This is a genomic window from Kibdelosporangium phytohabitans, assembly GCF_001302585.1.
GTDB lineage: Bacteria > Actinomycetota > Actinomycetes > Mycobacteriales > Pseudonocardiaceae > Kibdelosporangium > Kibdelosporangium phytohabitans.
On record NZ_CP012752.1, the window covers coordinates 7,576,634 to 7,598,693 of the forward strand.

A 22,060-nucleotide genomic window follows, 5' to 3' on the forward strand; every position below is an offset into this window, starting at 1 on the left:
ACTAAGCCGAACCCGTTGTGCGACCGGCGATGTTGGTCGACGCGCCGAACGCGTACGGACGTATCCGATATGTCCCTTTTCTCTCCTCCGGTCGCACGCCCAGCTCGTAGCTCGCCAGGTTCGCGCCCACCATCGCCGCCATCGCGAAATCCGGCGCCCCGTTCGCCTTGACCTCGATGATGAAGCCCTCCTCGTCACTTGTCCGATCGGTCCACGTCACCGTGACGTTGTCCGCGTTCGTCGCTGTCACCACCAAATCCGTTGGCGCGCCTTGGGGATCACGGACAGGCAGCTGAGCAGGCGGTGCCGGCGGTCGAACACCTTCTCCGATTGCGACTGGTGCCGACGCTGTTCCGTAGTACGACCGGATCCGGTAGAAGAACCTCGTCTGCGGGATCAGGTCCGTGTGCTGGTACGTGGTTCTCGTGACCGGGAGGAAGTCGAGAACGGTGTAGTCGCCCTTCTCCTCGTTGGCGTACTCGACCACCTGACCGGCCGCCGCGGCATCCAGGACACGCCACGACAGGTCGACGTCGACCGGCGTGACGAGATCAGCAGTGAGGTTCGGGGCATCGCCCGTGGGACCGGCCGAACATCCGGCCAGCACCACGAGCGACACCGCCATGAGCTTGCTGATCACTTCTGCCAGAACCTGATGTTGCTCCAGGTCACCGAGATGGCGCCCTTCCCCGTGTCCGTGCGGTAGGCGCCGAACTTGTCGTAGTGGCAGCCGCTCAGGCCGCCGTACGTCAGCTTCAGCTGGCCGTTGATGTAGATCTTGTGCGTCGAGCCGGAGTGCACGGTGTTGACCGTGACCGACCGGCCGTTCGGGGCGGTTCCGGCCGGTGCGATGGTCGCGCCGCCACCACGAACGGAGTACAGCCTGCGACCGCTGTCGACCGCGAGCATGAAGTCCGCGTCCGACGGGCCGAACGTCTGTTTCAGGCTGATCCGGTCCCCGGACATGCTGTTGACCTTGAACGTGCCCTGGAACTGCCGGTTCCCGCCGCAGTAGGTGTCGTAGCGGCGCTCGGCGCGCTGCACGCCGCTCGTCGAGGTGCAGCTGAGGCTGAAAGTCAGTCCGCTGACCGTGCCGCAGCCCTGTTGCTGGGCCGAGAATCCGGGAGAGTAGGACGACCAGCCCGATCCGTCGACCTGTGCGGTCGCTGACGGCGCCGACAACACGAGGCTGCCCGCGCTGACGAGCACAGCGCCGAGAATGGGGATTTTCTTTGCCACAGAATCCTCCGGTGCAGGGTTCCCAGAGGCGGCGGGGTCCTCAGCGTAGGTGCAGCGATCGGCGCAAATCAAGGGGTGTGCTGCTAACGTCGTCGAAATGACGGGTGGGCCGGTGCCGGGCAAACGGACAACGATCCGGGACGTCGCCAAGTCGGCCGGGGTGTCGTACCAGACGGTGTCGCGGGCGCTGAACGACAAAGGCGAAATCGACACGACGACCAAGCAGCGCGTGCTCGACACGGCCAAGCGACTGGGGTACCGGCCGAGCCGGTTCGCCCGCGGGCTCGTCCGGCAGGACAGCACATCCGTCGGCCTGGTCATCCCCAACCTGCTCAACCCGTACTTCACCGAAGTCGCGGCAGGCGCACTGGAAGCCGCGCGCCGCCGCGACTGGCACGTCGTCGTCTACGACACCGCCGACGACCCGGACCAGGAACTGTCCACTCTCGCCGTGCTCGGGTCGCAAGTGGACGCCGTGGTCGGCTACTTCGGCCAGCCGGACGACGTGATCGACCGGCACACCGGCGGGATGCCGGTCGTCCAGATCGGACGCGAGACCCTCGGCAGCCGGTTCGGCGAGATCAAGGTGGACGGCGAGGACGGGGTGCGCGCGGCCATCGCGCACCTGGCAGGCAGCGGCAGGCGGCACATCGGCATGCTCGACCACGACCACGACCACCACCACGATGCCAGCGTGCGGTACACGTGGTACCGGGAAGCCATGCGGGAGCACGGTTTGCCGACGTACGTCACCGGTGCGGCGCAGTCGATCGAAGGCGGGCAACGGGCCATGGCCGCCATGCTCGACGAGCACCCCGAGCTGGACGCGATCTTCACGTACAACGACGTGATCGCGATCGGCGCGATGTTCCAGGCGCGGCTGCTGGGCAGGCGGGTCCCGGCCGACTTCGCGGTGGTCGGCTTCGACGGCCTGGCGATCGGCAGCATGGTCGAACCGCCGCTGTCCAGCGTCCGGATCGACACGCGTGCGGTCGGCGCGACCGCGATCGACCAGGTCAGCCAGTTGCTCGCCGGGACGAAACCGGACTCGGCCACGATCAGGGCCACGCTGCTGCTGCGCGGGTCGGCCTGACCCCGGATCCTTGACAGTGCGGTGCGGGCCGTTCCACACTCCGGCCGTGACCGGTCACGTGATCGGTCACAGTCCACTGACTGACGTGCCTGCCGGAGGTGGTTCAGTGGCCGTGGATCGACGAGGATTCCTGGCGGGAGCTGGGGCTGCGCTGCTGGCGCTCGCGGGGTGCACCAGCCCGCGCACGGCCAGCCCCGGCTGGCTCACCCTCTGGTACTGGACCCGTGGCCTGTCCGACCAGGTGCTGGCCGAAGCCGCCACCCGGTTCGCGGCAGCGGGGGTTCAACCCGTCCAACGTGGGCCACAGCCTCCGGCACCGCCTGCTGGCCGCGTTGGCGGGCAGCGCCCACATCCCGGACATGACGATGCTCAACGACGACGTCGCCGGGTACTTCGAGGACGCCGACCAGTTCGTCGACGTGAACACGCTGGGCGCGGACCGGCTCGAAGCCCAGTACCTGCCGTGGAAGTGGCAGGCGGGCACGACACCGGACGGCAGGCTGCTCGGCTTCCCCGTCGACACCGGCCCGGCGGCGTTGTACTACCGGCACGACCTGTTCCCGCAGGCCGGTTTCCCGGGCGAACCGGGCGACGTGGCCCGCGCGGTGTCCACTTGGGACGACTACTTCGCGTTCGGCACCGGGTGTTCACGTACTCCATGGCGCAGCAACCGCGCAAGTACCTCGACCGGGAGCACCGGTTCATCGGCGGCCAAGCGCACGTTCAGCTCGCGTGGGACCGTGCGGTGACCGCCGTGCACCGCGGCCTGACGGCCGGGTACGTGGACACCGACGCCGATTCCGGCTCGGTCGACCGGCACGCCGCGTGGAACAACGGCCGGTACGCGGCGGACCCGCAACGCCCGTTCGAGATCGTCAGCTGGCTGCTCGACCCGGCCAACCAGGCACGGCACTACGTCGACGTGGGCCTGTTCCCCTCCGCGCCGACGGCTTTCGACGATCCGCTGGCGCGCAGGCCGGACCCGCTCTTCGGCGGGCAGATCACCGTGGACGTCTTCGCCCTGGCGGCGAAGGACGTCCAACCGGCCTACTTCAGCCCGCAGGACATCGACGTCAGCAACCTCTTCACCGACGAACTGGTGAACGTGGAGGCCACCGGAAAAGACCCAGGGCTGGCGCGACGCGTTGCGATCGATCAACCGGTTGCTGCAGCGGCGAGGTGTGCTGTGACGGTCCCCGGCAGGACGACGTCCCGCAAGCCGTTGCGCCATCTGCCGCAGTACCTGGCGATCTCGCCGTTCTTCGTCCTGTTCGCGGTGTTCGGCGCCTACCCGGTGCTGTACTCGCTGTACCTGGCTTTCCAGCGTGGGACGGGATCGGGGCCGGCCGAGTGGGTCGGGCTGAGCAACTTCGAGTTCCTGGTGACCGACCTGGAGTTCTGGAACTCGATCGGCAACACGTTCGTCATCTGGGTGATGTCGACGGTGCCGATGACCGTGCCGGCGCTGCTGATCGCGGTCGGGCTGAACTCGTCCGTGCGGTTCGAGGGCCTGCACCGGATCGCGTACTTCACGCCGAACGTCACGTCCATCGTGGCCATGGCGATCGTGTTCGGCTCGATCTTCTCGCCGGAGTTCGGCATCCTCAACGCGTTCATCCGCTGGATCGGGCTGGACCCGGTGGCGTGGCTGAGCGAAGCGGCCAAAGTGGATGGCGCCGGGTTCTTCCGCACGTTCTGGACAGTCGCGCTGCCGATCCCCGCGTCCCGCGCTGGCGTTCCTCGGGATCTTCACGTTCGTCAACACGTGGAACGACTACCTGTGGCCGTTGATCGCCAACGTGGACACCGGCAACGTGACCCTGCAAGTGGCGCTGAACCAGCTCATCGGCCTGTGCGGCGCCGACTACAGCCTCGTCATGGCCGGTACGCTGAGGGCAGTCCTCCCCTTGTTGATCGTGTTCCTGTTCGGGGCACGGCACTTCATCCGCAACATCGCCGCGGGCGCGGTGAAAGGCTGAAAGGTGAGCATGTCCTACATCGACGACGTGTCCCCAGGAAACGGCGCCCTGCCACCACGTTCCGCCTTCACGTCGGACGCGCCGTCGCTGAGTCTCAACGGCGACTGGCGTTTCCACCTGTCCCCCACCGCGGCTGACGCACCCGCGGGGATCGAACAGGACACGTTCGACGACTCGTCGTGGTCCACTTTGGCCGTTCCGTCGAACTGGCAGATGCACGGCTTCGGCAAACCGGCCTACACCAACGTGCAGTACCCGTTCCCGATCGATCCGCCCCATGTGCCGTCGGACAACCCGACCGGTGACTACCGCCTTTCCTTCGACCTCACGGCGACTTGGCTCGCCCACCCTGCCGTGCTGCGGTTCGACGGCATCGACTCGTGCGGCCGGGTCTGGCTCAACGGAACCGAGTTGGGCGTGACGCGCGGCAGCCGGCTGCCAGTCGAGTTCGACGTCAGCGGCCTGCTGCGGGAGCACGGGAACGTGCTGGCGGTGCGCGTGCACCAGTGGTCGTCCGGAAGTTACCTGGAGGACCAGGACATGTGGTGGCTGTCGGGGATCTTCCGTGACGTCACACTGCACGCGAGGCCGACGGGCGGGATCGCGGACTACTGGGTACGCGCCGACTACGACCACACCACAGGCCAGGGCCGGCTCCGCGTGGAGGTCGACGGCGTGGCATGGCTGTCCGTCCCGGAGCTGGGCATCCTGCGTGCGTCGGTGGACGCCTCGATCGACGCGGGCACCGTCGAACCGTGGACAGCAGAGAACCCGCGCCTGTACGACGGATACCCGGCTTCGGATCGTGAGCGAGTACCACTGCGGATCGGGTTCCGCACCGTGACCATCGAGGACGGACAAGTCAAGGTCAACGGCCAACCGATCATGCTCAGGGGCGTCAACCGGCACGAACACCACCCCACGCTGGGCCGCGCAGTGCCATACGAAACCGCACGCGCCGACGTGCTGTTGATGAAGCAGCACAACATCAACGCGGTACGGACCTCGCACTACCCGCCCCACCCGGCCTTCCTCGACCTGTGCGACGAGTACGGGCTGTGGGTGATCGACGAATGCGACCTGGAAACCCACGGGTTCTCCGAAGTGGGCTGGGACCGCAACCCCAGCGACGACCCGCGGTGGGAAGCGGCGTACCTCAACCGCATGACCAGAATGGTCGAGCGCGACAAGAACCACCCCAGCATCATCATGTGGTCACTGGGCAACGAATCCCACACCGGCCGCAACCTCGCTGCGATGGCCGAATGGACCCGTTCCCGCGACGCGACCCGCCCGGTGCACTACGAAGGCGACGCCGCGTGCGAGTACGTCGACGTCTACAGCCGCATGTACGCCTCACACGCCGAGGTCGACGAAATCGGCCGCACGACAAAGCTGCCGTTCATCCAATGCGAATACGCGCACGCCATGGGCAACGGGCCCGGCGGCCTGCTGGAATACCGCGACCTGTTCGAGAAGTACCCACGCTGCCAAGGCGGCTTCGTCTGGGAATGGCTCGACCACGGCATCGCACGACAAGACCCGGAAGGCCGCCTGTTCTACGCATATGGCGGAGACTTCGGCGAGACGATCCACGACGGCAGCTTCGTGATCGACGGCCTGGTGTTCCCCGACCGCAGCCCGTCTCCCGGCCTGCGCGAACTCAAGAAGATCTTCGAACCTGTCCGCATCGGCCCACCGAACACCGAACTCGCCGACCCGGAAACCACCCGCCAGGCAACCCGACCCGGAGCAGCAACGTGGAAAACCGCCGACCCCCACACCGTTGAAACCCAGGGCCAGCCGGCGCCCCTCAGCCCCGATCGGTCAAACCCAAAAACCGCCGAACCACCCCAAACCTTCAAGAAAGCATCCCCCACCACTCCCGGGGGGCGTCCCCTGTCCAGTCTACCGGCGGGAGAAGGGGTGGGAGTGGGGCGCGGCGAGGGTGTGGACAGGTGGAAGGTTGTGGTGGCTAATCATTACGACTATTCCGGGCTCGAACACCTGAGTTTCGCGTGGAAACTGGAGGAGGAAGGCGTCGAGGTCGCCGCGGGGACGCTCGCGGCGCCCAGGCTCCGGCCGGGCCGGGAAATCACGCTCGAACTGCCGGAACTGCCCGAGACAGCGGGCGAGTCGTGGGTGACGGTCACAGCAGCGCTGGCCAACGACACAGCCTGGGCGAGCGCGAATCACCCGATAGCGTGGGGACAACTCAACGTCACACCCCATCGGCGGGTCGCCTCCGTCACCAAGCCGAGAGCCGAAGCGCCCCACGAGATCGGGGGAATCCCGATCGTTCAGCCGAAGCTGGATCTCTGGCGGGCGCCGACCGAGAACGACCGCCCCGGTGAAGCACTGCGTTGGCGTGAAGCGGGTCTGCACCGCTTGCAGCACAGGGTGATCAGCGATGAACGAACCCGCGTGGCCCCACCGGCCAGAGCATTCGGCATGCTCGTGACCTACACCTGGACCGGCGACGAATCCGAACTGCACCTGAAGGCCGGCATTGAGCCGGACGGCGAATGGCCGTGCACGCTCCCCCGGCTGGGCCTGCGAACGGCGATACCGCGGCAGTTCGGCAACGTGGAGTGGTTCGGCCGTGGCCCCGGCGAGGCCTACGCCGACAGCAGGCAAGCGGCGGCCGTGGGCCGGTTCCGGTCGACAGTGGACGGGATGCAGACGCCGTACGTTTTCCCGCAGGAGAACGGCAACCGCACCGAGGTCCGCTGGGCCGAGCTGACCGACGACACCGGCCGGGGCATCAGGATCGAAGGTGCACCGACGTTCGAGTTCACCGCGAGGCGGTGGACATCCGAGGAGCTTGACGCCGCCGGGCACACCACCGACCTCGAACCTGGCGAGTGGATCCACCTCAACCTCGACATCGCCCAGAACGGTCTGGGCACGGCGTCGTGCGGCCCGGGTGTGTTGCCGCAGCACGAGTTGCACGCGCACGCGGCGAGCATCGAGCTGACGTTCAGACCACTAGGGTCGTGAGCGAAGCCGAAGGCGCGCCTGGGACGTAGTCGTTCCAGGCGCGGGCGAGCCGGGCCACGGCGCCCACCAGGACGTCCGGCGGCTCCATGAACGGGATCCGCAGGTGGTCGTTGCCGCCGCCGGTCACGTCCAGCGAGCCGCCGGGCAGCACCGCCACACCTTGCCGCAAAGCCAACTGGGCGAACGACACCGCGTCGCCGTGCGGGAGTTTGATCCACACGCTCTGGCCGCCTACCGCCGGAGTGAATTCCCACGACGGCAGGTGCTCGCGCAACGCGGCGCACAAGGCGGCGTGCTGGGAGCGCAGGGCCGCCACCCGTGTGGCACGCAGTGAGTCCATCGCGGACACGAGGGACACCGCCGCGACCTGGCCGAGGTAGTTGCTGCCCAGGTCGTGCACGGCTTTCAGCCTGGCCAGCTGCATGATCACCGACTCGGGCGCGCGGACCCAGCCCACGCGCAGCCCGCCCCACACGACCTTGCTCAGCGAACCGATCGTCACCGCGGGCCCGTGTGCCGCGATCGGCAGCGGTGTCTCGGCGTCGAATCCCAGCTCGGCCAGTACCTCGTCCTCGATCAGCCGGACGCCGAGGTCCGCGGCCATCGCGCCGAGGCGTTGCCGCGCCAGCGTGGACATCACCGCGCCGCTCGGGTTGTGGTGGGTCGGGATCACGTAGACGACCGCGGGGCGCTGGCGCATCGCGCGGACGAGCCCGTCGGTGTCGCCGACCGGTACGCCGATGAAGTCCGCTGTCGACTCGCGGAACGCTTCCAGCGCGCCGGGGTACGTCGGCGCCTCGACCACGACTTTGTCGCCCGGCGCGACCATGAGCCGCGCGAGCAGGGCCAGCGCCTGCTGGGCGCCTGTGGTCACCAGGATCTGGCCGGGTGTCGTGGCCAGCCCGCGCGAGGTGTAGCGGTCGGCCAGCGCGGACCGCAGGCCGTCGTAGCCGAGCGGGTGGTAGCCGATGTCGTCGGTGATCTTGACGCTGAGCGCCTCGCGGTACGCGTCCGTCACGGTCGTGGGCATCGCGTTCGGCGCGGCGCAGGTCAGCTGGACGATCTTGTCCAGCGGGTCGAGCAGGTGCACGAACAGCGGGTTGGTCGTGTCCGCCGGGCGGTCCGGTCGCAGCGGGGCCGGGGACACCTTGGTTCCGCTGCCTTGCCGTCTGACGATCTTGCCTTCCTGGGCGAGCAGGTCGTAGGCGGACACGACCGTCGTGCGGCCCACCGCCAGCGCCGCGGCCAGCGTGCGGTCGGGCGGCAGGGGGCTGCCTGGTTGCAGTTCGCCCTCGTCGATCAGCCGCCGGATCCGTCCGGCGAGCAGCAGGTACAACGGACCACGCCCGGCCGACCAGCGGCCGAGCCTGGTCACCAGGTCGTCCGGTCTCGTCACCAGACCAATTCTGCCAGATTGGCTCTGCCATAGGGCCAATTCGCCGGACAGACTCGGATCATGCACCGAGAAACCCGAGCAGCCAAGATCACCGCCCCCGACCCGGGCCACCCCGTGTCCGTCCCGCTATACCAGACGGCCAACTTCCGGTTCGACGGTCTGGACGAGGTGGCCGCGGCGGCGGGCTCACCCGAATCCTTCGGCTACACCGGGTACACCAACCCGACGACCCGCGCGCTCGAGGACGCCATGGCCGACCTGGAGGGCGGCACGAACGCGCTGGTCACGTCGTCAGGCAGCAGCGCGGTCAGCGCCGTGCTGCAGACGACGCTGCGGCACGGCGACCACATCATCGCCCAGAAGGCGCTGTACGGCGGTACTGTCGCGGCGTTCAACCACCTCATCGACAGCTGGGGCGTCGAGGTGACCTACATCGACGGCGTGGACCCGATGGAGGTGGCCGAGGCGCTGCGGCCGACGACCAAGCTGCTGTACCTGGAGACGATCGGCAACCCGATCGGTCACGTGCCCGACCTGCCTGGGCTCGCCGCCGAGGCCAAGCGGCACGGCGTGCTCACGGCGGTCGACAGCACGTTCGCCACGCCGTTGCTGTGCCGTCCGATCGAGCACGGTGCCGACATCGTGATCCACTCGGCGTCGAAGTACCTGGGCGGGCACCACGACGTGATCGCGGGTGTCGCGGTGTTCGCCGGCGAGGCGCTGTACGCCGACGCCTGGAAACGCGCGGCGAACCTCGGCGTGATCGTCGAGCCGTTCACCGCCTGGCTGCTCATCCGCAGCCTGAAGACGCTGGCGCTCAGGGTGGACCGGCAGTGTTCGACCGCCACCACGCTCGCCGCGCGGCTGGCCGGGCATCCGGCGGTGACGGCGGTGCACCACCCCGGGCTGCCCACGCATCCCAGCCACGCCAGGGCGACCAAGCTGCTGAGCGACTACGGCGCCACGTTCGCCGTCGAGGTCACCGACGCGCGGAAGTTCATGGGCAGCTTGAAACTGGTGATGAACACGCTTTCGCTCGGCGGCACCGACACCACGGTGATGCACCCGGCGACCACCTCGCACCGGCACCTGAGCGCCGATGAGCAGCGGACCGCCGGGGTCAACGGGAACATGGTCCGGATCGCCGTCGGGGTCGAGCACCCCGACGACCTGTGGACCGACATCCAGCAGGCCCTTGACTCGCTCTAGTCCAGCGCGGACATCACGTGCTTGATCCTGGTGTAGTCCTCCAGGCCGTACATGGACAGGTCCTTGCCGTAGCCGGAGTGCTTGAACCCGCCGTGCGGCATCTCGGCGACCATCGGGATGTGGGTGTTGATCCAGACGCAGCCGAAGTCCAGCCGCCGTGAGGTCCGCATCGCCGTGGCGTGGTCCCGCGTCCACACCGACGAGGCCAGGCCGTAGCGCACGCTGTTGGCCAGCCGCACGGCGTCGGCCTCGCCGGCGAACCGCTGCACGGTGATGACCGGGCCGAAGATCTCGTCGGTGACGATCTCGTCGCCCTGTGCCAGCCCGGAGACCACGGTCGGCGCGTAGAAGTAGCCGCGTTCACCGACCCGCGATCCTCCATTGTGGATGGTCGCGGTGTCCGGCAGCCGGTCGATGAAGCCGCTGACCCTGGCCAGCTGGCCGGAGTTGTTCAGCGCGCCGTAGTAGACGTCCTCGTCGGGGCGGCCGGTCGTGGTCTGCCTGGCCTCCTCGGCGAGCGCTGCCACGAAGTCGTCGTGCACCTCGGCGGCGGCGATCACGCGGGTCGCCGCGGTGCAGTCCTGGCCGCCGTTGAAGTACCCGGCGGCGGCGATGGCCTTGGCCGCGGCGGCGATGTCGGCGTCGGCGAACACCACGACCGGTGCCTTGCCGCCCAGTTCGAGGTGCACGCGTTTGACGTCGGCGGCGGCGGCGCCGGCGACCTCGATACCGGCCCGCTCCGAGCCGGTGATGGAGACCATCTGCGGCGTGGGGTGCGTGACCAGCGCACGGCCGGTGTCGCGGTCGCCGCAGACGACGTTGAGCACGCCCGGCGGCAGGAACTCGGCGGCCAGTTCGGCGAGCATGGCGGTGGTGGCCGGGGTGGTGTCCGACGGCTTGAGCACGAGGGTGTTGCCTGCGGCGATCGCGGGCGCGATCTTCCAGATCGCCATCATCAGCGGGTAGTTCCACGGTGTGACCTGCGCGCAGACACCGACCGGCTCACGGCGGACGTACGAGGTGAAGCCGCTGAGGTACTCCCCCGCGGACTTGCCCTCCAGCACGCGGGCGGCGCCCGCGAAGAACCGGATCTGGTCGACCGCGACGGGCAGCTCCTCCACCCGGGTCACCGCGAGGGGCTTGCCGGTGTTCTCGCCTTCCCGTTCGACGAACTGCTCGGCGCGGGACTCCAGCGCGTCGGCGATCCGCAGCAGCGCGAGCTGGCGTTCCGCCGGCGTGGTGTCCCGCCAGGTCTCGAACGCCGACCCGGCCGCGGCGAATGCGGCGTCCACATCAGACTGACCGGACAGCGGCGATGTCGCGTAGACCTCGCCGGTCGCCGGGTTGACGATGTCGAGCGTGCGCCCGTCAGCCGCGTCGGTGTGCTCTCCGTTGACGAAGTTGCGGAACACTTGCTTGTCGGACAACAGAATCTCCGATGTCATTCGGTCGGTACAGTGACGAGGAAGCGGTTGGCTGAGCGTGGGCGCAGGTACGCCGCCCAGTACACGGTAGCCGCGATCAGCACCCCGAGGGTGATCAGCAGATCCTGCGGCGACTGCTGCACGACGATGTAGATCAGCGCGATCGCGATCAGCGCGGGCAGCACCGGCCAGCCCTTCATCCGCCACGCGGGCGCGGTGCGGTGCGCATGGCGGCGGCCGGTCAGCGTCGCGATCGCGACGCCGAGGTAGAGGGCGGCGACGACCACGCTGGTCACGCCGTTGAGCGTGTCGACGGACACGAAGCACAGCGCGGCGCCGCCGACTCCGACGACCAAAGTGGACACCCACGGCGACGAGAACCGCCTGCTGACCGTGCCGAGCGCCTTGTTCAGCCCGTCCGGCCACGTCTGGTCGCGTGCGGAGGCGTACAGCACGCGGGAGTTCTGGATGACCATCACGATCACGGCGTTGATGATCGCGAGCGCGATGCTGAGGCTGACGAACACGCCGACGCCGCTGTTGCTCCAGCCGGTGACCATCGCGGCGATGTCGCCTCCGGTGAGCGCGGTGATGTCGGGCGCTCCCAGTGTGATCGCGACGACCGGAACGAGCACGACCAGCGCGCCGATGCCCAGCGTCCACAGCACCGTGCGGACCACTGTGCGGCGCGGGTTGTGCATCTCCTCGGACAGGTAGACGGCGGTGGTGAAGCCTTGCAGGACGAACAGCGCCACCGCGAGACCCGCGATGACCGTGATCGCGCCGAGCGGCTGGGCCGGCTCGGTGATCGTGGGGTTGACCAGCACGGACGCCGGGCGTTGGACGTTGCCGAAGCCGAGGAACGCCACCACGGCGACGGCGACCACTTCGAGCGCGAGGAAGATGCCGGTGATCCAGGCGTTCGCGCGCAGGTTGAACAGGCCCATCAGGGTGCCGAGCAGCATCACGGCCGCACCGGCGACGCGTGGGTCGACATCCATGACGGAGTGCAGGTAGCCGGCGGTGCCCAGGGCGATGATCGGCGGGATGATCAGCACGATGACGAGCGACAGGACGAACATCATCCATCCGGCGAACCGTCCGGCGACGGTTCCGACCATCGCGTACTCACCGCCCGCGCTGGGCACGAGCGTGCCCAGCTCGGAGTAGCACAGGGCGACACCGACGCAGAGCACGGCGGCCAACGCGATGGTCAGTGCCGTTCCGGTGCCCGTCTCCCCCAGCAACGGCGGCACCACGACGAACAGCGACGACGCGGGCGTCAGGCAGCTCAACGTCAACAGCGTTCCCCCGAAAACGCCGATCGACCTGGTCAGCGGCCGCGGGCGCCCGGTTTCACCGGTCGCGGCCGTCACGGGAGACGCTGTTTCCGTCATCCACCAGCCTCCTCGCATCACGACATCGTGGTGTGAGGCATAGAACAACGCGAATCCCGCAAAGTCAACGGCCATGAACTACGAAATTCGTTGTTCACGCCGCGACACGTCCCGGATACGTCCGTCCCGGGCCGGACCTGACCGAGCGGTCATAATGCCCGGCGTGAACCGGAAAAACACGGCGCCGGAACGGGCGGCGGCCCCCCTGCTCGACGACATCGCCAAACAGATCATCGAGCAGTTGCAGCAGGACGGCCGGATGCCGTACTCGACCATCGGCAAGATCGTCGGCCTGTCCGAGGCCGCGGTGCGCCAGCGGGTGCAGCGGCTGTCGGACGCGGGCGTGATCCAGATCGTCGCGGTCACCGATCCGATGCAGGTGGGGCTGTTCCGCCAGGCCATGATCGCGATCAACGTGGACGGCCCGCTCGAGCCGGTCGCCGACGCGCTCGCCGGGATGGACGGCATCGACTACGTGGTGGTGTGCGCGGGCCGGTTCGACATCCTGTGCGAGGCGATCTGCAGCGACGACGCCAGCCTGCTCGAGCTGGTCTCCACCCGGATCCGCGCGATCCCCGGCGTGCGCAAGGCCGAGACGCTCGTCTACCTGAAACTCCGCAAGCAGTCCTACCAATGGGGTACCCGCTGACAACGGAATCCGTAGTTTGACGCGATCCGCATCACGGATATCGCGGTCACGCGGGTGAACGGCGACTGATTCACTTGCACACCGGCTGTCGGTGTGCGATAAAGCTAGGTATGACCGCCTACGACGCCGCCGACCTGGCCCGTTCCGCCAGCGAGCACCTGTGGATGCACTTCACCCGGCACTCGACCTTCGCCGACACCCCGCCACCGGTGATCGTGCGCGGCGAGGGCGCCTACGTGTTCGACGCGGAAGGCAAGCGCTACCTCGACGGCCTCGCCGGTCTGTTCGCGGTCCAGGTCGGGCACGGCCGTGAGGAACTGGCACAGGCCGCCGCCGAGCAGACGCGCGAGCTCGGCTACTTCCCCCTGTGGGGCACGGCGCACCCGACGGCCATCGAGCTGGCCGAACGGATGACCTCAGCCGCGCCCGGCGACCTCAACCGCGTGTTCTTCACCGTCAGCGGCGGCGAATCCGTCGAGACCGCGTGGAAGCTGGCCAAGCAGTACTTCAAGCTGACCGGGAAACCCACCAAGCACAAGGTGATCAGCCGCTCGCTGGCCTACCACGGCACCTCGCAGGGCGCGCTGTCGATCACCGGCATCCCCGCGGCCAAACAGGACTTCGAGCCGCTGGTGCCCAGCGCGATCAAGGTACCGAACACCAACATCTACCGCGCGCCCGTGTTCGGCGACGACCCGGAGGCCTACGGTCGCTGGGCGGCCGACCAGATCGCGCAGGCGATCGAGATGGAGGGCCCGGACACGGTCGCGGCGGTGTTCCTCGAGCCGGTGCAGAACACCGGCGGCTGCTTCGTGCCGCCACCGGGCTACTTCCAGCGGGTCCGTGAGATCTGCGACCAGTACGACGTGCTGCTGGTGTCGGACGAGGTCATCTGCGCGTTCGGCAGGCTGGGCCACGACTTCGGCGCCAAGCGCTACGGCTACCAGCCGGACATGATCACCGTGGCCAAGGGCCTGACGTCCGGTTACGCCCCGCTCGGCGCGGTGCTGGTCAGCGACCGCCTGGTGGAGCCGTACCTGACGGGCACCAACACGTTCCTGCACGGCTCGACCTACGGCGGGCACCCGGTGTCCTGCGCGGTCGCGTTGGCCAACCTGGACCTGATGGAACGCGAGGACCTCTACGGCCACGTGCTGGCCAGCGAGTCCGCGTTCAAGTCCACATTGGACAAGCTGACCGACCTGCCGATCGTCGGTGACGTGCGTGGCGCCGGGTTCTTCTACGGCATCGAACTGGTGAAGGACAAGGCCACGAAGGAGACCTTCTCCGCCGAGGAGAGCGAGCGGGTGCTGCGCGGCTTCCTGTCGGGCGCGCTGTTCGACGCCGGGTTGTACTGCCGTGCCGACGACCGGGCCGAACCGGTGATCCAGTTCTCCCCGCCGCTGATCTGCGGCCAGCAGCAGTTCGACGAGATCGAGCAGATCCTGCGCAAGGTCCTCACCGAGGCCTGGCAGCTGCTCTGACCGGACCACCGTGAGCGGTTGCGACGACAACCGCTCACGAGTCCTGTCACGTGCCGAGGATCTCCCCGGCGGCACGGGCGCCGGTCTCCGCCGCGCCGTTCATGTATCCCCGGTAGTCCACTGACGTGTGCTCACCGGCGATGTGGATGTTGCCCTGGCGCATGCCTTCGCAGCCGGCATAGCGGTGGCAGTAACCGACCGGCTCCGACGCGGAATCCGTTGCCTCAACGGGTATCGGTGGTGATTACCCTGCCTGCAGGCCGAGTTTGCCACCGAGTCCGGCTATCCACGGCTCGACGTCCGACGCCGCCCGGTCCGGCAACCCGAACACCACCTCGGACACCCCGGTGGCCGCCAAGTGCGCCAAGCGATCCGGGTCCGGCCGCCCGCCCAGCGCGACGACCTGCGGCTCGCCGCTGCGCCCGGCGGCACACCAGATGTCCCGCAACCGGGCGACCTGGTCGGTGATGTCCACTTCGTACGGCGTGGTGATCCAGCCGTCGGCCGAGCGGGCGATCCAGGCGAAGGTCCTCTCCGTGCCGCCGGCGCCGATCAGCACCGGGATCCGGGCCTGCACGGGCTTCGGCCACGCCCAGCTCGGGCCGAACGACACGAACTCACCGGCGTAGCTCGCCTCGTCGTCAGTCCACAGCGCCCGCATGGCTTCCAGGTACTCGCGCAGCACGGTCCGCCGTTTCGCGCCCGGCACACCGTGGTCGGCGAGTTCGTCCACGTTCCAGCCGAACCCCGCGCCAAGGGTGACCCGCCCGCCGGAGAGGTGGTCCAGGCTGGCAATGGTCTTGGCCAGGGTGATGGGGTCGCTTTCGACCGGCAGGGCGACCGCCGTCGACAGCCGGATCCGCGTGGTCACCGACGCCGCGGTCGCGAGCGCCACCCACGGGTCCAGCGTGCGCATGTATCGGTCATCGGGAAGCGACGCGTCGCCCGTGTGCGGGTGCGGCGCCTCCCGTTTGACCGGGATGTGGGTGTGCTCCGGCACGTAGAACGAGTCGAACCCGGCCCGCTCGGCCGCGGCGGCGGCCGCCGCGGGCACGATGCCGCGATCACTGGTGAACAGAACGATTCCGTACCGCACACCTCGGCACGATATTAGAACACGTTTCAGTTTTGCAATGGTTCGGTCCAGATCTCGTCGCGCGCCGGGTCGTGGTATTGACCGTAGAACGCGGATTCGTCCAGCACACGCAGCCGCCCGCGCCCGAAAACGAGGAAACCCGCGGGGTGCAACTCGTGCTCGCCATCGTGGTCGTCGAGCACGCCAACCGGACCGCCGCCGCCGTCCCTGATCACGAAGTCGACGTCCGGCGGAACAAGACCCTGCTCCCGCAACCGATCGACCCACGCGTCGATCTCGGGCAGCACAGCGGGGTCGGTGTAACACGCGGCCCGGACAGGCGTCGACCACGGCTGGTAGATCCTGATCACTCGAGTACGCATGTCCGCCCATCCCCGTCGGCTCCCGAACACCACTGCACCGACGAAGAACCTACCACAGATTCGAACACGTGTTCGAACGGCGGTGATCAGGCGGACGCGCTCACACGGCCAGCGGGTCGGACCGCTCGTCCGCGCGGGCACCCGTGAGCAGACCGAGCCGTTCGGCCGCCGCACCGGCCTGGAACCGGTTGTCGGCCTGGAGAGTCTGGTACAGGCTGGAGATCCGGCGCGCGAGAGTGCGTGGCGCCAGCGACATCCGGCGGGCGATCGCGGTGTCCGGCAGGCCGGTGGCCAGCAGGCGCAACAACTCCCGTTGTTCACGGTCGAGGACGACAACACGTGGCTGAGTAGTGGGGTTCATCTCGCATGGCTCCCGATACGACGTCGGTAGGTCACCTGGTGTGGCGCCAGCGCCGACACCACACCAGGCTTTGCCTCGAGCGCTCCCCCGGTGCCGAAGGGGGTACCGGCACCGGGCAGCGCCGGACGTGGGCCCTGCCCCCACATCCGGTCGGAAACGCTTACGAAGGCCGCCGCACCCCATCGCAGTGCGACACGAACGACGCTACACCGGCAAAGGCGGTCGGCAAGGCGTTCGGCCAGGAGTTTTCGCGCAGAGTGCGGTGGCCATTCGGGCATTCGGCCTGGATGAACGTCGACAGTGGACAGTCCACGATGGCGCGGGGGCGGACAATGGGGCCAGGAGCACTCCATCCTCGAAAGGAGACACCCCCATGCGGGCTACCGCGGTGACACTGGCCGTCGGCGCGCTGGCGCTGACGGCGCCCACGGCCGACGCCACCCCGTCGAGCGGCGTCACGGGAACCATCATCAGCAAAACGACCGCCGACGGCAAGGACTACGTCGTCAGGGAGATCACGATCGCGCCGGGCGGATCGACCGGGTGGCACCACCACCTGGGCACCCTCCACGGCGTGATCCGCGGTGGCACGCTGACGCACAACAAGGCGGACTGCTCGCTCGACGGGATCTACGAAACCGGCAGTCCCATAGTCGAGCAACCGGGCAGGGACAACGTGCACGTCGGCCGGAACCTGGGTACGACGCCGGTCGTGCTGGACGTGCTGTACGTCCTGCCGGAGGGAGCACCGCTGTCAGTCGACTCGCCCAACCCCGGCTGCGACTTCCAGTAGGCCGGTCAAGCGGCGCAAACGGGACGCAGCGACACCGTCACCGCGTCGCGGTGCAGTTTGTCCAGCCGGTGAACGAAAACGGCGGTCACCTCGGCCTGGATCCGGCGGACCTCGCAGACGACGCCCGGTCGGCGGGCCTCCAGCGTTGCCCGCAGCTCGCCGAGCAGCTGCGCGGTCAGCCGATCCAGCCGCGGCCGGACCTGCCTGGCCAGGTCCGGCCTGCGGCTCGGGCGCTGCGACGGGTCCCGTTCCCACCTGCTGAACAGTCCACGTTGGACGACCTTGCTCGCCTCGATCTGCGCGCGGAAGAACCGCACGTTCGGCTCGGGCGCCATCCCCAGCCGCACCGACTCCGCGGCGACCGTGTCGAGCACCTGCTTCTCGCGAACCGGGTCGTCGATCGGCTGGGTCGTGCCGAACTTCGCGGCCGCGACCAGGTCACCGAGCTGGATCCGCTGCACCGCAAGCTCGGTGAGCTGCCTGAACGGCCCCGCCACGCCGGCATGCTCGGCAGCCGGAGCCGCCACCGCAGTGCCCGTACCGCCGACGACCATCGCGGCCAGGGCCACGACGAACATGTACCGCACCCGCATGAACTCAAAGGTACAGCTGTGTGCTCGTCCGGTCGGTCGACGCGGGCACCGGCGTTCTGTTGCTGGCCGTGTGAGCAGGGATAATGCGAGCCATGAGCTTCACGTTGGTGATGGTGCCGCCACATCAGGACGACACCGCGACCTGGCCGCAACGGCTCACCGAAGCAGTGCCAGGGCTGCGGGTGCTGCGCCCCGGCACCGCTCAGGAGGCCGCCGTCGCGCTCCGCGAGGCCGAGGCGGCGTACGGCGCGTTGCCCGAGGACCTGCTGGCGCACGCGGAGAAGGTGCGTTGGCTGCAAGCGCCGCAGGCCGGGCCGCCCGCCGGGTTCTACCACCCTCGGCTGATCGAGCACCCGCTCGTGGTGACCAACATGCGGGACACCTACACCGACCACGTCGCCACGCACACCATGGCGCTCGTGCTGGCGCTGGCCCGTGGCATTCCGCAGTACGTCCGTGCGCAGGCGCAGTCGAGCTGGGCGCCGGACTGGAATCCCGGGTCCGTGCTCACGCTGGCCGAGACGTCCGCGCTGGTCGTCGGCGTCGGCGCGATCGGCAGGGAGGTCGGCCGGATGCTGTCCGCGTTCGGCACCAGGGTCGTCGGCGTCGACGCGCGGCCGCAGGACTCGGCCGGGTTCGCCGAGGTCCTGCCGTCCAGTGAGCTGGACGACCAGCTCGGCAAGGCCGACCTGGTGATCATCACGGTGCCGCACACGCCCGAGACCGAGGGGATGTTCGACGCCGAACGGATCGGGCTGCTGCGCTCCAGCGCCTACCTGATCAACGTCGGCCGTGGCCCGACACTGCGCTTGGACGCGCTCAACGACGCGCTGGCGCGGGGAGAACTCGCCGGGGCGGCGTTGGACGTCTACGAAACCGAGCCGCTGCCGCCGGACCACCCGCTGTGGGCGCGGCCGGACGTATTGCTGACGCCGCATGTCGCGGGCGCGGGGCCGCACAGCGAGGCACGCAGGTTCGCCGTCATCGAGGAGAACGCCAAACGGTTCGCCGCGGGCCAGGAGCTGATCAACGTGGTGGACAAGAAACACTGGCACTGACCCGGTCCGGCGCCACCGCCGCGGCGCGTTGCCTGGGCAGCGCGCCCGGCTGGGCCGAACCGGGCCGCACGGCGGCGAACCCGGCCACCGCTTGTCCACACAGGACAATCAGGACCATCACCAGCGAGACGTTCCACGACTGCGTCACACTGTGCACGAGCCCGCACGTGAGCGCGCACACGCCCGCGATCAGATAGCCGCAGCCGTGCACCATCGCCGACAACGCCGTGGTGATCCGCGGGTCCCCACCGGCCCGGCGGGGAATGCTGGTCAGCACCAACGCGATCCCGCCCATGCCGACACCGAGCCCGGCCGCCCACAACCACGGCGCCCCGGCGGGATCGACGAGCAAGCCGACCACACCGATCATGCTCGGCAGCACGAGAAACACCAGCAGGAGAGGTTGGCTGCGCCGCCGGTGCAGCCACCACGGCACGAGCCACATCATCGGCAGCCCCAGCACCATGCACAGGCTCAGGCAGGCACCGGCGGCATCAGCCTGCACGCCCGCGTCCCGCAGGATCGCGGGCAACCAGCCCATCACGAGGAACGTCACGGCCGAGACCAGTCCGAAGTAGACCGTGAGACTCCTGGCGATCCCCGATCCCGCCACGGTCCGCACCCGCGCGGAACCCAGCCGCGGCCGGGTTCCGTCCAGCCCTCTGACCAGCGGGACCGTGACGGCCGCCAGAAGCGCCCACACGGCCAAGCCGAACCGCCACGACGAGTGACTGACGACCCACGGCGTGATCAGCGCGCCGGCCGTGCTGCCGCAGCCGAGCGACAGCGTGTAGCACACGCTGAACAGCGTCGACTTTCCCCCGACCAGCAACGGAAGCATGGTAGCCGTCAAAGCGATCGCCACGCACACCAGCACAGTTCCGGTCACCAGGAGCGCAGAACCACCCATGACCCGGACCGCCTGCGCGGCGGCCAGCAGGACGAGCGCGACCTGAACCGTCCTTTGTGTACCACGCGCGGCCTGCAGCCTCGGCGCCAGCAGGCCACCGATTCCACACACCCACAAGGGAAGCGCGACAAGAACCGCCGCAACGGCGTCACCGATCCCCGGATCGATGTCGGGCAGCGCCGCGCCGAGACTGGTGACCGCGGGCCGGAGGTTGAGCCCCAGCAGGAACACCACACCAGCGGGCCAGACCGAGCCGCGGATCATCTCTCCCCCTTCGCCGACCGCAGACCGTAGCACGTGTTCGAACGTATGTTCGACACGGGTTCCGGGCGGTGGCTCCAGGGGTGGGCGTCACTCGACGATCCCTGCACTCGACCTGGCGGTGAGCAACTCCGCCGAGTACCCCGAGCGCCCGTCGGCGCCCGGGGCGATCAGACCGTTTCCGCTGAGGCCTACATCGGTTCGCTCAACGCGGCACGCGCGGTGATCACCTCGCCGTCGCGGGCGAACGCCACGTCGACGTCCTCGCCGATGCCGTGCTCGCGCGTGAACATCCACAGATCGGTGCGGGAGAACACCGGCGCCGTACCGAGCTTCAGGATCACGTCACCTGGCCGGATTCCCGCGTCGGCAGCGAACCCGCTGTCCTGGACGGTCCGCACGAGCGAGCCGGCCAGCACGTCGTCGGTCAGCATGCCCAGTCCTGACTGGAACGTGAAGAACCGGTCGTAGCGCACGCCGGTGCGCAGGTACAGGTCCAACGCGGCCAACGTCTGCGCCCAGCCCGTGCCGACGTTCTCCAGGTGGGTCTCCCAGTCCTCGTCGTCACCGAAACCCGCCTGCGTCACAGTGATCCGCGTTCCGGTGCCCGCCTCCTCGAAGATCACGGTCACCTCGCTCTCGGCGGGCAGGAACGTAGCGCCCTCCTTGTAGACGAGCTTGTTCGGCGCGTCGACATCGACGATCTCCCAGACGAGCTGCCCGTACTCGTCGGCCTCCCAGGCGATCCGGCCACCGGGCCGGACGTCGGCCTGCTCGACCGTGCCGGTCTGCCACACCTCGAGTTCCTTCGGGTCGGTGAACGCCTGCCACGCGCGGTCGACCGGGATGGACAGCGAGAATGTCTTGCGGAACTTGCCGTATGTCACGACGTCTCCTTGGAATCCGGGTGTACGGCGAGGACGACGCGATACGAATCCCCCTGAGAGTCGCCGTACTTCTTCAACAACGGGCCGATAGCCGAGACGTACTCGGCGAGGAAAGCCTTGCGCTGCGCCGCGTCGGCGAACCGGACCTCCGTCTCCACCGCCGCGCTGGCGATCTTCTCGCCGTCGAACGCCGCCCGGTCGAGCAGCAACGCCGCCGCCTGCTGCAGCCGTTCGCCGACCGAGACCAGGTTCTCCAGCGCGACCTGCTCGGCGAGCGCGTCGATCCGCGGCCGGTCGACCCAGGCCAGCCGCGGCGAGACCACGTACGTGGCCGCGGTCGCCTGGTAGAGGCTCTCGACGAGGTTGCCCGCGCGCCGCTCCCCGACCCGGCGGGCCAGACCGGCTCGTTCGAGCTCCTTGACGTGGTAGTTCACCTTCTGCCGCGGCTGCCCGAGGCCGCGCGCCACCGCAGCCGCGGAGTCGGGTTCGCGCAGCGCGGCGAGGATTCTCAGGCGCATCGGATGCGCCATCGCCTGTAACGCGTCGGTGTCGATGACCTCGGCTATCGCTTTCACGACAGCCATATTCGTCCGGACAAGATTCCTTGTCAAGGGCAGAGTGCGGGTGTGCGGAGTCCGGCAAGCAGACACGCGACCACCGGGACCTCGACCTGATGCACCGCTTCGACGAGGAGGACCTCGTCCTCGTCGCGCTCGCCCGTGCCGAGTTCGCCGAGACACTCGACGCGCGCCCTGTTCGATTCGTCCACGCGCACCCCGACGGGCGGGAGTCGACCTGCACCCGCTGTCGGTACGGCCGGACGGGAGTGCCACCCAGGCGCAGTTCGACCTGACCAGCCGTTCGCCTAC

At 68.7% G+C, this 22,060-nt stretch carries 23 protein-coding genes; 10 read left to right on the forward strand and 13 right to left on the reverse strand.

The genetic code is table 11. From position 1 onward, the window contains the following. Position 1 precedes the first annotated feature (1 nt). Positions 2 to 640, reverse strand: coding sequence for a fibronectin type III domain-containing protein (locus tag AOZ06_RS34090; RefSeq protein WP_054293142.1), 639 nt, complete (start codon positions 638 to 640; stop codon positions 2 to 4). Further along, a complete protein-coding gene (locus AOZ06_RS34095) occupies positions 637 to 1,239 on the reverse strand; it encodes a hypothetical protein (RefSeq protein ID WP_236951832.1) in 603 nt (200 codons plus the stop codon). Before AOZ06_RS34095 ends, AOZ06_RS34090 begins: the two co-directional genes overlap by 4 nt. A 97-nt stretch (positions 1,240 to 1,336) precedes the next feature. Here AOZ06_RS34095 and AOZ06_RS34100 point away from each other — a divergent pair, with 97 nt between their 5' ends. The 4 genes from AOZ06_RS34100 to AOZ06_RS60525 all read left to right on the forward strand — a co-directional run bounded on the left by AOZ06_RS34100 (position 1,337) and on the right by AOZ06_RS60525 (position 7,311). Further along, complete coding sequence (locus tag AOZ06_RS34100) at positions 1,337 to 2,332, forward strand: LacI family DNA-binding transcriptional regulator (protein WP_054293143.1); 996 nt, start codon at positions 1,337 to 1,339, stop codon at positions 2,330 to 2,332. Positions 2,333 to 2,628: 296 nt separating this feature from the next. After that, the gene (locus AOZ06_RS34105) at positions 2,629 to 3,081 is read left to right on the forward strand and encodes an extracellular solute-binding protein (RefSeq protein ID WP_157233407.1); all 453 of its coding nucleotides are present in this window, start codon (positions 2,629 to 2,631) and stop codon (positions 3,079 to 3,081) included. Next, positions 2,991 to 4,448 carry a carbohydrate ABC transporter permease gene (locus tag AOZ06_RS62275; protein WP_218921823.1) on the forward strand — a complete coding sequence of 486 codons (1,458 nt, stop codon included), beginning with the start codon at positions 2,991 to 2,993 and terminating at the stop codon, positions 4,446 to 4,448. The genes AOZ06_RS34105 and AOZ06_RS62275 overlap by 91 nt, the downstream gene beginning before the upstream one ends. Then, on the forward strand, positions 4,330 to 7,311 hold the full coding sequence (locus AOZ06_RS60525; protein ID WP_236952464.1) for a glycoside hydrolase family 2 TIM barrel-domain containing protein: 2,982 nt from the start codon (positions 4,330 to 4,332) through the stop codon (positions 7,309 to 7,311). Before AOZ06_RS62275 ends, AOZ06_RS60525 begins: the two co-directional genes overlap by 119 nt. On the opposite strand, the gene AOZ06_RS34115 is transcribed toward AOZ06_RS60525, so the two are convergent. After that, positions 7,292 to 8,707 (reverse strand): aminotransferase-like domain-containing protein, encoded by a 1,416-nt coding sequence (locus AOZ06_RS34115; RefSeq protein ID WP_054293146.1) that lies wholly within the window; start codon positions 8,705 to 8,707, stop codon positions 7,292 to 7,294. The two genes, AOZ06_RS60525 and AOZ06_RS34115, sit on opposite strands and share 20 nt — an antisense overlap. A gap of 60 nt (positions 8,708 to 8,767) precedes the next feature. Here AOZ06_RS34115 and AOZ06_RS34120 point away from each other — a divergent pair, with 60 nt between their 5' ends. Continuing rightward, the gene (locus AOZ06_RS34120) at positions 8,768 to 9,916 is read left to right on the forward strand and encodes a trans-sulfuration enzyme family protein (RefSeq protein WP_054293147.1); all 1,149 of its coding nucleotides are present in this window, start codon (positions 8,768 to 8,770) and stop codon (positions 9,914 to 9,916) included. Here AOZ06_RS34120 and AOZ06_RS34125 read toward each other — a convergent pair. Further along, on the reverse strand, positions 9,913 to 11,328 hold the full coding sequence (locus AOZ06_RS34125; protein WP_417999978.1) for an aminobutyraldehyde dehydrogenase: 1,416 nt from the start codon (positions 11,326 to 11,328) through the stop codon (positions 9,913 to 9,915). The genes AOZ06_RS34120 and AOZ06_RS34125 overlap by 4 nt on opposite strands. Before the next feature lie 29 nt (positions 11,329 to 11,357). After that, positions 11,358 to 12,737 carry an APC family permease gene (locus AOZ06_RS34130; protein ID WP_054293148.1) on the reverse strand — a complete coding sequence of 460 codons (1,380 nt, stop codon included), beginning with the start codon at positions 12,735 to 12,737 and terminating at the stop codon, positions 11,358 to 11,360. Positions 12,738 to 12,891: 154 nt separating this feature from the next. Here AOZ06_RS34130 and AOZ06_RS34135 point away from each other — a divergent pair, with 154 nt between their 5' ends. Then, a complete protein-coding gene (locus AOZ06_RS34135) occupies positions 12,892 to 13,386 on the forward strand; it encodes an Lrp/AsnC family transcriptional regulator (RefSeq protein WP_054293149.1) in 495 nt (164 codons plus the stop codon). A 110-nt stretch (positions 13,387 to 13,496) separates the two neighbouring features. Further along, positions 13,497 to 14,870 carry an aspartate aminotransferase family protein gene (locus AOZ06_RS34140; protein WP_054293150.1) on the forward strand — a complete coding sequence of 458 codons (1,374 nt, stop codon included), beginning with the start codon at positions 13,497 to 13,499 and terminating at the stop codon, positions 14,868 to 14,870. 46 nt (positions 14,871 to 14,916) lie between these two features. Here the strand turns inward: AOZ06_RS34140 and AOZ06_RS57020 are convergent, their stop codons facing one another. From AOZ06_RS57020 to AOZ06_RS59200, 4 genes are all read right to left on the reverse strand, one after another. After that, positions 14,917 to 15,033 (reverse strand): FAD-dependent oxidoreductase, encoded by a 117-nt coding sequence (locus AOZ06_RS57020; RefSeq protein ID WP_157233410.1) that lies wholly within the window; start codon positions 15,031 to 15,033, stop codon positions 14,917 to 14,919. An 81-nt stretch (positions 15,034 to 15,114) separates the two neighbouring features. After that, positions 15,115 to 15,966 (reverse strand): LLM class F420-dependent oxidoreductase, encoded by an 852-nt coding sequence (locus AOZ06_RS34145; protein ID WP_054293151.1) that lies wholly within the window; start codon positions 15,964 to 15,966, stop codon positions 15,115 to 15,117. 26 nt (positions 15,967 to 15,992) lie between these two features. Beyond that, positions 15,993 to 16,328 (reverse strand): hypothetical protein, encoded by a 336-nt coding sequence (locus AOZ06_RS34150; protein WP_157233411.1) that lies wholly within the window; start codon positions 16,326 to 16,328, stop codon positions 15,993 to 15,995. A 100-nt stretch (positions 16,329 to 16,428) separates the two neighbouring features. Next, positions 16,429 to 16,689, reverse strand: a complete 261-nt coding sequence (locus AOZ06_RS59200) for a LuxR C-terminal-related transcriptional regulator (RefSeq protein ID WP_054293153.1) — start codon at positions 16,687 to 16,689, stop codon at positions 16,429 to 16,431. A 373-nt stretch (positions 16,690 to 17,062) separates the two neighbouring features. On the opposite strand from AOZ06_RS59200, the gene AOZ06_RS34160 reads away from it, so the two are divergent. Then, complete coding sequence (locus AOZ06_RS34160) at positions 17,063 to 17,482, forward strand: cupin domain-containing protein (RefSeq protein WP_054293154.1); 420 nt, start codon at positions 17,063 to 17,065, stop codon at positions 17,480 to 17,482. A 5-nt stretch (positions 17,483 to 17,487) separates the two neighbouring features. Here the strand turns inward: AOZ06_RS34160 and aroQ are convergent, their stop codons facing one another. Continuing rightward, on the reverse strand, positions 17,488 to 18,075 hold the full coding sequence (aroQ, locus tag AOZ06_RS34165; protein WP_054293155.1) for a gamma subclass chorismate mutase AroQ: 588 nt from the start codon (positions 18,073 to 18,075) through the stop codon (positions 17,488 to 17,490). 92 nt (positions 18,076 to 18,167) lie between these two features. Here aroQ and AOZ06_RS34170 point away from each other — a divergent pair, with 92 nt between their 5' ends. Next, positions 18,168 to 19,133 (forward strand): D-2-hydroxyacid dehydrogenase, encoded by a 966-nt coding sequence (locus AOZ06_RS34170; RefSeq protein ID WP_063810166.1) that lies wholly within the window; start codon positions 18,168 to 18,170, stop codon positions 19,131 to 19,133. On the opposite strand, the gene AOZ06_RS34175 is transcribed toward AOZ06_RS34170, so the two are convergent. The 3 genes from AOZ06_RS34175 to AOZ06_RS34185 all read right to left on the reverse strand — a co-directional run bounded on the left by AOZ06_RS34175 (position 19,102) and on the right by AOZ06_RS34185 (position 21,766). Next, a complete protein-coding gene (locus AOZ06_RS34175; RefSeq protein WP_157233412.1) occupies positions 19,102 to 20,340 on the reverse strand; it encodes an MFS transporter in 1,239 nt (412 codons plus the stop codon). The genes AOZ06_RS34170 and AOZ06_RS34175 overlap by 32 nt on opposite strands. Before the next feature lie 155 nt (positions 20,341 to 20,495). Beyond that, on the reverse strand, positions 20,496 to 21,191 hold the full coding sequence (locus tag AOZ06_RS58050; protein ID WP_054293158.1) for an SRPBCC domain-containing protein: 696 nt from the start codon (positions 21,189 to 21,191) through the stop codon (positions 20,496 to 20,498). Next, the gene (locus AOZ06_RS34185) at positions 21,188 to 21,766 is read right to left on the reverse strand and encodes a winged helix-turn-helix domain-containing protein (protein WP_169799018.1); all 579 of its coding nucleotides are present in this window, start codon (positions 21,764 to 21,766) and stop codon (positions 21,188 to 21,190) included. Before AOZ06_RS34185 ends, AOZ06_RS58050 begins: the two co-directional genes overlap by 4 nt. A gap of 29 nt (positions 21,767 to 21,795) precedes the next feature. On the opposite strand from AOZ06_RS34185, the gene AOZ06_RS59205 reads away from it, so the two are divergent. Next, on the forward strand, positions 21,796 to 22,044 hold the full coding sequence (locus tag AOZ06_RS59205; RefSeq protein WP_218921824.1) for a nucleotidyltransferase domain-containing protein: 249 nt from the start codon (positions 21,796 to 21,798) through the stop codon (positions 22,042 to 22,044). Positions 22,045 to 22,060 lie beyond the last annotated feature (16 nt).